Here is an 11,587-nt window from a genome sequence, read left to right as displayed (position 1 = left end):
AAAGCATGTCAACCACACCCCCGCGCACTGAACCAAACAGATGACGCGATCCATCAATGGAATTCAACCACGCCACCACCGGCACACACCCAACAACAGCAGGCATCCACCACGCAGTGCACAAACAGGGCAGGCGACACACACCCACGCAACAAAAGTACATTGGCACACTATCGAGTTCTCAAACAACACCAGCACACCCAACACCAACCCATGAAACATGAGCCAGCATCGAAGCGACTGAAGGAATCCACCAGCGATTGTTTTCCTGCCCGCCACACAAACCGGAGCACCTTGTCGGCCTCTCCAGCGGGGCGTTGTCGGTCTCGCTGACTCGATATAAGTTACACACACCCCACACACAACACAAACCCGCAGCGCACCGGCGGTTTTTACGTGTTCTTAAGGTGCTGTTTTGGGTTCATATAGCCACCCAGATACGCCACCTGCATGGCTGCACCGACCAGCAACAGCACTCCCGCAACGACAAGGAGGTAAACGGTTTCACCGTCCGTGAAGCTTTCCACTTCAATCGCTCGCGAGATAGGGATGGCCAAGAACATCGCCGGAAACAGCCCCATTTCGCTGCGCCGGGTTTTCATGGCCGATCCCAGCGCGGCGCAGGCAAAGGCACCCGCCGCGCCGACCGCCACCGCGGCCCAGCTCAAGCTCGAGACAATGCCCACGACGACCGTATAGAGCAAAACCGACACGACTGATGCCACGAGCGATACTCCAAGCCAGCGCCGACGTGGCACCCCGTAGCTCGCGCCCACGTCCGGGCCGGCGATCCCCGAGCCGTGCATGCCATACATGAAGTACCAAACCAACAGCGGCAAAGCCCCAATCCAAGCTCTGAGCCATTCAGAACCAATGAAGCTCGCCAGGTACAGCGTCACGCAATGCGCCGCCGCGATACCCACAGCCCAGAGCAGCTGCGGTGTCCACACCAGCTCAGCAAGGAAGCCGCGCGAGCCTAACCGCGACCGAACGCGCTCACGCGGCCCGGGCACCTCGCCGGTGACGTAGCGCTGCCCCATGAGCAGGCCTATCGCGAGTGCCCCCAAGGCACCCGCAACCCTTACCCAATCAGGCCGCAGCAGCAACGCGACGGCCGCGCCAATAACCACCGCCGGCACAACCGCCATCGCGGCCAGTCGTAGCCGCCGATCCCGCGGCATGCCGTACGCCGCGTAGGCCGTCTCCTCCATCGAGAGCGCGCCGGTCACAAACACGGTCACAAACGCAGGCGCCATCACCGCGGTAAGCGGGTGGTCCGTAATCGCTGCGCCGAGGGCGAACATCACCGTCAGCGGCACCATCCACAGCAGCCTGAACAACGACGGTGCCGTGAACTGATGGCGGAAGAATCCGGGCAAGGTCGTGTTCATCAGGACACCTCCAGGTAGTGCTCGATGAGGTCGTCGAGTCGTGCGGGGCGGGCGTGGCGCGAAGCGTCGTCGATAGGCAAAAGCTCCCCGCCAGCCACCGCGAATGCGTCGGCGTCCTCAGGGGCGCATTGCTTGGCGACGGTCCCCTCACGGCCCAGCACCACCGCCGTATCCAGCACCTTCGCTGCATCCTCGATGTGGTGGGTCGCCATGACAATGGTGCGGCCCGTATCTGCCTGGGCGAGCAGGTGGCGGTAGAACACGTCAGTGTTGTGGGTGTCGAGGCCGACGTAGGGCTCGTCGAGAAGCAGAAGGTCGGTGTCGGCGGCCAGGCCGATGACGATGGCGATCATGGCTCGCTGGCCGCGGGAGAGCTTTCCGTAGCGGGTTTCCAATGCCTGATCCATGGCGAAGTCGGCAGTCAGCGCGTCGGCAAGCTGCTGGTCCCACGTGCGGTAGCGCAACCGCGCACCCTTGATTACGTCTGCGCCGGACCAGCTACCCGGGTACGCGGTGTCCACGCCGGTCAGGCATGTGCGATCCATGACGCTGCCGTTGTCGAAGGGGCGCGCGCCGAATACCTCGACGGTGCCGGAGGTCGATTTGAGTTGACCGGACAGGATGCGCAGCAGCGTGGATTTTCCCACGCCGTTGCGGCCGAGCAGGCCGTGGATGCCGGGGCCGAGATCCAGGTCGACGCCGGTGAGCACATCCTTGGAGCCGAAGCTGCGTGTCAGGTCGCGGGTGTGGATGGTCATTGGTACATGCCTCTGCTTTCTGCGACGCGGTCGATTAGGTCATGGAGGTCGGAGCGGGTGTAGCCCAGGTGCAGGGCTTCGTCGATGAGCGGGGCGATGTAGTCGCCGGCGAAATCCTCGCGACGCTTCTCCAGGATTCGGTCGCGGGCCCCGTCGGTCACGAACATGCCGAGGCCGCGGCGCTTTTCCAGCACGTGATCGTCGACAAGCAATGCGAGCCCCTTACGCGCCGTCGCGGGATTGATCTCATGGAATTGAGCGAGCTGATTCGTCGACGGTGCTTGCTCGCCGGGTTTCAGGGTGCCGTCGACGATGAGGTCGGCGACGAAACTGGCGACCTGCACGAAGAGCGGCTCCGCATCACTGTTCACGCCCAGCCCTCCGGTTGATTGGTTAGTTACTGGAGTAACCAACTGTCTATCACGCGCGTTCACCGCATACAAGAGGTACGCAAGAAACCGTGACAATTACGACATGGAACGAGCGCGCATTTTCAGGCAAGATAGGGCGGGTAAATCAATTTAGAAACGAAAAAGAATCGGAATCTAGGAGCCATGCTTGAACGCACACTCGTGTTCGTCGATACGTCGTACCTGCTTGCAAGCTTTTACAACTCGTGGGAAATCGGCGCACGCGCACAGTTAGAAATTGACTTGCCGGAGGTTGTGGCGACCCTCGGCAAGATGATCACTACCCAACTCAATCAACCCATCCACCGCCAATTCTGGTACGACGGCATCCCCGACTCGGGCCCGCACCGCTACCAGCGCGCGCTGCGCACCTGCGACGGCGTGCAACTGCGCACCGGCCAGCTCATTGAGTGGGGCGAGCGCCGCACGCAGAAGGGCGTGGATACCCGCTTGGTCGCCGACCTTGTGGTCAACGGCGTCAGCGAGAAATTCACTGACTTCGTACTGGTCTCCGGCGACGCAGACATGATCCCCGGCGTGGAGGAAGTGACCAGCCACGGCGGGCGCATGCATCTCTACGGCTTCGGCTGGGACTCCATGTCTTCCGCGCTGCGCCACGCGTGCGACAGCACGACCATCCTCGACCCGCGCGAGGATTTCGCCGACGCGATGCGCCTGCAGGTGCTGGAAGGCCCATTGCCGCCGAGCATCAGGGAGCGACCACTTAACGACGCTGCTCCGCTCGACGAGGCCGAAGGGCCCACCGCCGTGCCGGGTCTGGGCCCGGACCCGCTCCGGCCCGCCGAGCCGGCGACAAACGAGAACGCCAGCACAAAGCCCGACGGCGCAGAAGGTGCCGGGAACTCCGCGGAGCCGGCGGACACCCACGCGCCCGCTTCTTCGGACGCCTCGGCGCCGAAGCCGTCCGACATCGTCGGTACCCCCACCGCCCAGCAACGGACCCACCAGCCTGAGTCCCCGGAGATGGACGAGCCATCCGAGGCGCAGGTGGAGGCAAACAACGAGTCCAACAAGCCGGGCAACCAGAACGTCTCGAGCGAGCCCAAGCGTCCCGCTGCCCCCTCGCCGGCCACCGTGGCCGATGCCGCGGCGGGTACTCCCAAGCCAGGCCCGAAGCCCGCTCCGAAGCCGTCGATGATGGCACCGCGCCGGAAGCTGCGGTCGCGCTATGTGCCGCTGCCGGAAGAGGTGTGGACCTCTGCTGGGTTCCAAACGCCGTACGACGTTGGGCAGCAGTACGCCACCTGGTGGTTTGAAAACGCCGCGTCGAGCGAGCAGCGCGACAGCGCCCATCTTCTCTCCGGGGGAGGGCTGCCCCCAGAGATCGACCGGCCACTACTGCAGTTCGCGTGCGAGACCCTGCATGAGTACACGCTCACCGAGACCCAGCGCGTGAACCTTCGCGACGGGTTCCACTCCGGCATCCGTGGAGTGCTGATCAATATCCGCCGGGAGCACTGACACCCGGCGGAATAATGGGTCAGTCCTAGTCGCGCGATTCCTTTTCGGCGTCGCTCGGTGCTGCCTCATCGCGCGGCCCGGCTTCCAGCTCGCCGGCCATGGAAGCGCGAATCTGGTCAAGGCGGCTTGCCGCAGCCACGTCTGAGGTGCCGGACTCGATCTCGGCCATCCGGTCCGTCATGGAGTCCTCCATTAACTCCTGCTGCCCCAGCGCGGTGGCGTAACGGCGTTCGATCTTGTCGCGCACGCCGTCAAGGGTCGGCACATCGCTGTCGTTGAACTGATTCATGGAGTCCATGGTCGTAGCAGTCTGCTCCTGCATGCGGGCTTGGTTGAGCTGGGACTCCAACTGCGAAACCTGAGCCAACTGTTCCTTCAAGTGCGATTCGGACTCCTGCTGCTTCACCTGCGCTTCTTTCGCCGCCTGCTCAGCGGAAGCAAAGTCCTGCTTCGTCTGCTCCAGCTCCTGCTCCACCGCCACCAACTGGGTGGCGATCGCTTCGGCGGCGCTGTTGAACTCTTGCGCCTTCTGCGCATCCCCGGCGGAGCTTGCCTTGTCGGCGGCTTGCAGGGCAGTGCGGGCCTTGGTCTGCAAGTCGTCCTGAGACGCGATGAGGCGATCCATCTTCATTTGCAACTGGTTGCGGTTGCCAATGATGTTCGCAGCATGCTCCGACACGGCCTTGTGCTGCTCTTTTGCTGCAGCGACCGCCTGCTGGATCTGCACCTTCGGGTCGGCGTTCTGGTCGATCTTGGAATCAAACGATTGCATGAGGTACTTCCAGCCCTTGCTGAATGGGTTCGCCATGGGGTGTCCTTCCGGTGGGGGTTTCGTCGATAAGCGAGTGTACGCATGAAAAAAGCGCCCGTCTGGCGGGCGCTTCGGGCGATAGCCTACTGCTCGGAGGCGTTCTGCTCCTCAATCTGGCGGCGGACATCTTCCATGTCCAGACCCTTCACCTGCTGGATCAGGTCGTCGAACGCAGCGGGCGGGAGGGTGCCGGCGTTGCGGAAGACCATGATGCCGTCGCGGAACGCCATCAGCGTCGGGATGGCCTGGATTTCCAGCGCCGAAGCCAGCTGCTGGTTCGCCTCGGTGTCCAGCTTGGCAAATACGACGTCGTCGTGGGTTTCAGAGGCCTTCTCGTAGGTCGGCGCAAACTGCTTGCAGGGGCCGCACCAGTCAGCCCACGCATCGACGAAAACAATGCCGTCTTGGGTAACGGTCTGCTCAAACGTGTCCTCGGTTACATCAACGGTGCTCACGGTCCGCTCCTTCACGCGATTGGTTATTGTCTAGAGATTGCAACGGGTATAACCCCAACGCTCTCCGCGTTATTCCGCGCCGGAGAACAGCCACTACTCAACGCTAGATCAGGAGGCGTGCAGCAGCCATGACGAAGACGTACCGGATCTCGGGCCCGAAGGACGAAGTCGCGGTCGATTCGCTCAAGGACGAGTTGTCGGTTGTTGAAGGGACGCACGAGGTCGACGTGGACCTCGACGAAGGCGAGCTCACCGTCGTCGGTTTCACCTTCGCCGACGAAGATATCGAGCAGGCCGCGAAGAACGCCGGTTACACATTGCAGGTTTAGCGCCTACTATCGGCGGTGGACTGAGTTTTCTCGACTGTTAGGAGCCGACCATGGCACAACGCGAATTCGACGTGAAGGGCATGACCTGCAGCCACTGCGAGTTGAGCGTGCAGGAAGAAATCGCTGAAATCGCCGGCGTGACGGCTGTCGACGCTGACCACACCACCGGGAAGGTGAAGGTGGAAGGCGACGGCTACACCTGCGAGGACATCGAGGCGGCCGTGAAGGAAGCCGGCTACTCCTTGGCGTAAAGTCGGCATATGGTGGGGGTATGACCCAAAGCCCCACCCAAACCCCCACAGCATTGCAACACATTGAGCTGGGCGTGACGGGGATGACGTGCTCGTCGTGCTCGTCGCGCGTGCAGCGCAAGCTCAACAAACTCGACGGCGTGGACGCCTCCGTGAATTTCTCCACGGAGACGGCGGCCGTCGACTTCGACGCGTCCGCCACCACCCCGCAGATGCTTATCGACGAGGTGCGCAAAGCGGGGTACGACGCTTTTGCCTTGGACGACGGCGCCGAGAGCGCAGACGGCGCGGGGGGAGCCGAAGGCGCGTCGTCAAGCGAGCGGCTTGAAAACGCCCGCTTGGAAGAAGCGGAAAAGCTCAAGCGCACCACCATCTGGGCGGCGCTGGTGTCGCTGCCGGTGATGCTGGTGAGCATGATCCCGTCGCTGCAGTTCACCAACTGGCAGTGGGCGGCGTTTGCGGCCACCACACTGGTGTTCTTCGCGGCGGGCAGCGTGTTTCACCGCGCGACCTGGGCGAACCTCAAGCACGGCGCGATGACCATGGACACGCTGATCACGCTGGGCACGTCCGCGGCGTACCTCTGGTCCGCTTGGGCGCTGTTCTTCGGCAACGCGGGTGAGCCGGGGATGACGATGGAGATGTCCATCCTGCCTTCGCACGCCGGCATGGACGAGATCTACCTCGAGTCCGTCTGCGTGGTCCTCACGTTTTTGCTGCTCGGTCGCTGGTTTGAAACGCGCGCCAAGGGGCAATCCTCGGAGGCGCTGCGCGAGCTGTTGGACATGGGGGCGAAGGACGCCGCCATCATCCGCGACGGCAAGGAGGTCCGCGTCCCCATCGGCCAGGTTGCTGTCGGCGACCGGTTCGTGGTGCGCCCCGGCGAGAGGTGGCCACGGACGGCCGCGTGATCGCCGGGCACTCCGCGGTGGATGAATCCATGCTCACCGGCGAGTCCGTGCCCGTGGAGGTGGAGGAGGGCTCCCCGGTCACCGGCGCCACGCTGAACACGTCCGGGCGCCTGGTGGTGGAGGCCACCCGCGTCGGCTCGGAAACCACGCTCGCCCAGATGGGCAAGCTCGTGCGCGACGCCCAGGCCGGCAAGGCCCCTGTGGAGCGGCTGGTGGACCGCATCTCGCAGGTGTTTGTGCCCGTTGTCGTGGTCGTTGCGCTGCTCACCCTCGCTGGTCACCTCCTAGTGGGCCACGGAACCGCCCACGCGTTCACCGCGGCGGTGGCCGTGCTCATCATCGCGTGCCCGTGCGCGCTTGGCCTGGCCACCCCCACGGCGATCCTGGTGGGCACCGGCCGCGGCGCACAGCTGGGGCTGTTGATTAAGGGCCCTGAAGTGCTCGAATCCACCCGCCAGGTGGACACGGTGGTCATGGACAAGACCGGCACCATCACCTCGGGCAGGATGGGTGTCACCGACATCGTCGCCGCCCCCGGCTTCGACGCCGACGAGGTGCTGCGCCTCGCCGCTGGCGTCGAGTCCGGCTCCGAGCACCCGATCGCGCTCGCCATCGTGAACGCCGCAGAGGGCATCCCGGAGTTTGACAACTTCCAGAACGAGGTGGGCCAGGGGGCGTCCGCGCGTATCGACGGCCGTTCCGTCCGCGTCGGCCGCCCATCCGTGCCTCTGGGCGGGCTGTCGGACGCCTTTGCGCAAGCCGAGCGCGCCGGCGCTACCCCGGTCGCGGTAGAGGTGGACGGCACCCTCGCCGGATTCGTGGCAGTGCGCGACACGGTGAAGGAAGATTCCGCCGCGGCAGTGGCTCAGCTGCGCCAGCTGGGGCTGACCCCGCACCCGCTTACTGGCGACAACCAAGGTGCGGCGGAGGCCGTTGCGTCTGAGGTTGGCATCGCCCCCGCCAACGTGACTGCCGGTGTGCTGCCGGAAGACAAGGTTGAGGTGGTCAAGCACCTGCAGTCCGAGGGCAAGCAGGTTGCGATGGTGGGCGACGGCGTCAACGACGCCGCGGCGCTTGCCCAGGCGGACTTGGGCCTTGCCATGGGAGCGGGCACCGACGTCGCCATCGAGGCCGCGGACATCACCCTCATGCGCAACTCCCTGACCTCCGCTGCCGACGCGATCCGGCTCTCCCGCAAGACGCTGAAGACGATCAAGGGGAACCTGTTCTGGGCGTTCGCCTACAACGTGATCCTCATCCCGGTGGCGGCGCTCGGCTTCCTCAACCCCATGCTCGCGGGCATCGCCATGGCGTTCAGCTCCGTGTTCGTGGTGTCCAACTCGCTGCGTCTGCGCGCGTTTCAATCCGCGGCCGGTGAAATTAACGCTGAGTAAGTGGGGCCCCGCGTTTTACACTCCCCGGCATGACCTCTGCTGAGCAGCTCACCCGCACCGAGCGCCTGGACCGCCTCCCGGTCACCGGCAAGCACAAGCGCCTCCTCGTCGGCTCCGGCATCGGCTGGGCCCTCGACGCCATGGACATCGGCCTCGTGTCCTTCATCGTGGCGGCCCTGGCCGTGCAGTGGGACTTGGATAAAACCACCACCGGGTGGATCGCCTCGGTGGGCTTTATCGGCATGGCCATCGGCGCCTCGCTCGGCGGTCTCTTGGCAGACAAGATCGGACGACGCCAAGTGTTCGCGGCCACGCTCTTGCTTTACGGCCTCGCCACCGGCGCGTCCGCGCTCGCATGGTCCGTGGCTTCCCTCATGGTGTTCCGCTTCCTAGTGGGGCTGGGCCTGGGCGCGGAGCTGCCCGTGGCCTCCACGTTGGTTAGTGAGTTCTCCCCGCGAAAAGTCCGCGGGCGGATGGTTGTGCTGCTGGAGGCGTTCTGGGCCGTCGGCTGGATCATGGCCGCGGTCATAGGCACCTTCGTAGTCGCGCAGCATGACAGCGGCTGGCGTTGGGGTTTCGCACTCGGCGCGGTGCCGGCGGTCTACGCCATCTACGTGCGCATGGGCCTGCCCGAATCTGTGCGCTTCTTGGAATCAGCCGGCCGACACGAGGAAGCCGAGCGGATCGTGCGCTCGTTCGAAGCAGATACCGACCCTGCAGAATACGACACCAGCCAGCCGCCGCGGGAGGAGACTATCCGCGGCGGCATCTGGGGGCCAGATCTGCGGGCCCGCACCGCCGCCTTCTGGACAGTCTGGTTCTGCGTTTCACTGTCCTACTACGGGGCGTTCATCTGGATCCCGTCGTTGCTGGTGGAACAGGGTTTCTCGCTCGTGCGCTCGTTCACCTTCACGCTGATTATCACCCTCGCCCAGCTGCCGGGGTACTTCGCCGCCGCGTGGCTCATCGAGGTCTGGGGCCGCCGCATCACCCTCGCCGCGTTTTTGGCGGGTTCCGCCGTATCCGCCTTCGCCTACGGTATGGCAAGCGCCGAGTGGCAGATCATCGCGGCTGGCTGCCTGCTCAGCTTCTTCAACCTCGGCGCCTGGGGCGCGCTCTACGCCGTCGGCCCTGAGCTTTACCCCACCTCAGTCCGCGCCACGGGCACTGGTGCGGGAGCGGCGTTCGGCCGTATCGGCTCCATCCTGGCGCCGCTGATCGTTCCGCCCGTCCTCGCGTTCGGCGGCTCTACCGCCGTATTCGGCGTGTTCGCCGCCGCCTTTGCACTAGCGTGCGCAGCCGCGTTCACGCTGCCTGAGCAGCGTGGTGTGGCGATTGGGTAGCGACGGAACGCGCCGTCGCTAAGCAAACAGCCGCGAAAAACGGGCCTTCAGAGACGTATCGGCCGTCGCCTTATCAATCTCCTCGATGCTGCGCGGCAGGTTGAGCAGGAGGGTGTTCTCCCCCGTCTTAGCGACGGTGATGCTCGGGTCGAGCTTCGCCACCGTGCTGGCGCACGCGGCTGGGCCGTTGATGGAACGCACGGTCATGGCTTTCTCCTAATCTGCTTTTCGGGTTGTGATGTTGGATCATAAACCCGTTTTCGCAGCGTGTCACCGTTGGAAAGCCATGCCTAACTGAGCAAAGGGCAAGCAAAGCTAGCCGTGGGCCATGTTGACGAAGCGGGAGTAGTGCAGCTGGTGCGCCACCGGGATGGTGTCGATGGGGCCGCCACGGTGCTTCGCCACGATAATGTCGGCTTCGCCGGCTCGTTCGTCGTCGCGGTCCTGGGAGTCCGGGCGGTAGAGCAGGAACACCATGTCGGCGTCCTGCTCGAGAGAGCCTGATTCGCGTAGGTCGGCTAGCTGCGGGCGCTTGTCCGTGCGCGCCTCCGGGCCACGGTTAAGCTGGGAGATCGCGATGACCGGGACCTCGAGCTCTTTGGCCAGCAGCTTCAGGTGGCGGGAGAATTCCGAGACTTCTTGCTGGCGGGATTCGACCCTCTTGCCGGAGCTCATCAGCTGGAGGTAGTCCACCACCACGAGGTCGAGGCCGTGCTGCTGCTTCAAGCGGCGGGCCTTGGAGCGGATCTCCATCATGGTGAGGTTGGGCGAGTCGTCGATGAACAGCGGGGCGTCCTGGATTTCGGTGAGGCGCTGAGTGAGCTTTTCCCAGTCGCGCTCCTCCATCTGGCCCGAGCGCATCGCGGACAGCTTGATCTCCGTCTCGGCGGAGAGCATGCGCATGATGATCTCGGATGCGCTCATCTCCAGCGAGAAGATGACGGAGGTCTTCCCCTGGTGGATGGAGCACGAACGCATGAAGTCCAGCGCCAGTGTGGACTTACCCACGCCGGGACGCGCCGCGACGATGATCATCTGCCCTGCGTGCAGGCCGTTGGTGAGCTTGTCTAAGTCGATGAACCCGGTGGGCACGCCTGCTTCCAGAGCACCGCCGGAGGCGATCATCGTCAGCTCGTCGATGGTGGGTTTGAGCAGGTCGGACAGCGGGCGGTAGTCCTCGCCCGTCTGGTTACGCGTAACGGCGAAGACTTTCTGCTGAGCGCGGTCGACGATCGCGTCGACCTCCATGCCCTCTTCGCCCTCGTAGCCGAGCTGCACCACCTGCGTGCCGGCGTTGACCAGCTGGCGCAGGATGGACTTCTCCTCCACGATCTCGGCGTAGTAGCGCGCATTGGCCGCGGTGGGCACCTCCGAGATCAGGGTGTGCAGGTAGGGCGCGCCGCCGATGCGCTCGAGCGCGTTGAGACGGTCCAAACGGCCGGAGACAATGAGCACGTCAACGTTGCTGCCCTGCGCGAACAGGTCCAAGATGGCCTGGTAGATCAGCTGGTGCGCGGGAAAGTAGAAGTCGTCCGGGCGCAGCCCCTCCGCCACGTCCAAGATGACGTCCGGGTTGAGCAGCATGGCGCCGATAACGGACCGCTCGGCGAGCTCGTCGTGCGGCGGAGTGCGGTACTCCTGCAGCTCGTCGCTGCCGCGGTTGAAGTTGGAGTACTTGTTCCCGCCCCGGCCGCCGCCTCCGGGCTCCCGGCGCGTGGAGCCGCCGCCGTTGCCCCGGAACGCTTCAAAGTCGGAATCACTGAAATCCCCGTAGTCCGCGGCCGGCTCCGGCGGCGGCACGTAATCCGCGAAACTGTCGTTTGCGCCCATGTTCTCCCCTTTCGATGTGTGTATGACACTACCCCGCGGTGCAAACCGCTAATCGAGTTATCCACAGGGGGTGTGGACAACACCAGAATGTGTGGGCGAGTTGTCCACAAGCCCGCGCCCTGGGGTGTGGAATTTGTGTGGAATCAGCGGTCACATCATCGGCGGGTTATCCCAAATGCCCAGCTGAACGCATATATTTTCCTTCTTCCATCTTCCATCTGC

At 64.3% G+C, this 11,587-nt stretch carries 11 protein-coding genes and 1 pseudogene; 5 read left to right on the top strand and 7 right to left on the bottom strand.

What is annotated here, in order from left to right; translation table 11 throughout:
- Window positions 1–392 precede the first annotated feature (392 nt).
- From HF989_RS09455 to HF989_RS09445, 3 genes are read right to left on the bottom strand one after another with little or no spacing between them, the layout of a single operon-like run.
- Window positions 393–1,391: a hypothetical protein gene (locus HF989_RS09455; RefSeq protein WP_168685972.1), complete on the bottom strand. Its 999-nt coding sequence runs from the start codon at window positions 1,389–1,391 to the stop codon at window positions 393–395.
- Window positions 1,391–2,149, bottom strand: a complete 759-nt coding sequence (locus HF989_RS09450) for an ATP-binding cassette domain-containing protein (RefSeq protein ID WP_168685970.1) — start codon at window positions 2,147–2,149, stop codon at window positions 1,391–1,393. Before HF989_RS09450 ends, HF989_RS09455 begins: the two co-directional genes overlap by 1 nt.
- Window positions 2,146–2,520: a GntR family transcriptional regulator gene (locus tag HF989_RS09445; RefSeq protein WP_168685968.1), complete on the bottom strand. Its 375-nt coding sequence runs from the start codon at window positions 2,518–2,520 to the stop codon at window positions 2,146–2,148. The genes HF989_RS09450 and HF989_RS09445 overlap by 4 nt, the downstream gene beginning before the upstream one ends.
- Window positions 2,521–2,703: 183 nt before the next feature.
- On the opposite strand from HF989_RS09445, the gene HF989_RS09440 reads away from it, so the two are divergent.
- Window positions 2,704–4,041 carry an NYN domain-containing protein gene (locus HF989_RS09440; protein WP_168685966.1) on the top strand — a complete coding sequence of 446 codons (1,338 nt, stop codon included), beginning with the start codon at window positions 2,704–2,706 and terminating at the stop codon, window positions 4,039–4,041.
- A gap of 25 nt (window positions 4,042–4,066) precedes the next feature.
- Here the strand turns inward: HF989_RS09440 and HF989_RS09435 are convergent, their stop codons facing one another.
- Together HF989_RS09435 and trxA are read right to left on the bottom strand one after the other, a co-directional pair.
- Window positions 4,067–4,849: a PspA/IM30 family protein gene (locus HF989_RS09435; protein ID WP_168685964.1), complete on the bottom strand. Its 783-nt coding sequence runs from the start codon at window positions 4,847–4,849 to the stop codon at window positions 4,067–4,069.
- Window positions 4,850–4,935: 86 nt separating this feature from the next.
- A complete protein-coding gene (gene trxA / locus HF989_RS09430) occupies window positions 4,936–5,307 on the bottom strand; it encodes a thioredoxin (protein ID WP_168685962.1) in 372 nt (123 codons plus the stop codon).
- A gap of 128 nt (window positions 5,308–5,435) precedes the next feature.
- Here trxA and HF989_RS09425 point away from each other — a divergent pair, with 128 nt between their 5' ends.
- The 4 genes and pseudogenes from HF989_RS09425 to HF989_RS09410 all read left to right on the top strand — a co-directional run bounded on the left by HF989_RS09425 (window position 5,436) and on the right by HF989_RS09410 (window position 9,535).
- The gene (locus tag HF989_RS09425) at window positions 5,436–5,636 is read left to right on the top strand and encodes a heavy-metal-associated domain-containing protein (RefSeq protein WP_051952349.1); all 201 of its coding nucleotides are present in this window, start codon (window positions 5,436–5,438) and stop codon (window positions 5,634–5,636) included.
- 50 nt (window positions 5,637–5,686) lie between these two features.
- The gene (locus HF989_RS09420) at window positions 5,687–5,887 is read left to right on the top strand and encodes a heavy-metal-associated domain-containing protein (protein WP_038613398.1); all 201 of its coding nucleotides are present in this window, start codon (window positions 5,687–5,689) and stop codon (window positions 5,885–5,887) included.
- 20 nt (window positions 5,888–5,907) lie between these two features.
- Window positions 5,908–8,192 (top strand): annotated as a pseudogene (locus HF989_RS09415) (heavy metal translocating P-type ATPase).
- 29 nt (window positions 8,193–8,221) lie between these two features.
- The gene (locus HF989_RS09410; RefSeq protein ID WP_168685960.1) at window positions 8,222–9,535 is read left to right on the top strand and encodes an MFS transporter; all 1,314 of its coding nucleotides are present in this window, start codon (window positions 8,222–8,224) and stop codon (window positions 9,533–9,535) included.
- Window positions 9,536–9,553: 18 nt separating this feature from the next.
- Here HF989_RS09410 and HF989_RS09405 read toward each other — a convergent pair whose 3' ends face one another.
- On the bottom strand, window positions 9,554–9,742 hold the full coding sequence (locus HF989_RS09405) for a hypothetical protein (RefSeq protein ID WP_038613404.1): 189 nt from the start codon (window positions 9,740–9,742) through the stop codon (window positions 9,554–9,556).
- Window positions 9,743–9,850: 108 nt separating this feature from the next.
- A complete protein-coding gene (dnaB, locus tag HF989_RS09400; RefSeq protein ID WP_168685958.1) occupies window positions 9,851–11,365 on the bottom strand; it encodes a replicative DNA helicase in 1,515 nt (504 codons plus the stop codon).
- Window positions 11,366–11,587: the final 222 nt, after the last annotated feature.

The sequence above is a fragment of the Corynebacterium mucifaciens genome (genome assembly GCF_012396315.1).
GTDB classification, from domain to species: domain Bacteria; phylum Actinomycetota; class Actinomycetes; order Mycobacteriales; family Mycobacteriaceae; genus Corynebacterium; species Corynebacterium mucifaciens.
The sequence above is the reverse complement of the archived record's forward strand: the minus strand, read 5'-3'. Positions and strand labels throughout refer to the sequence as shown.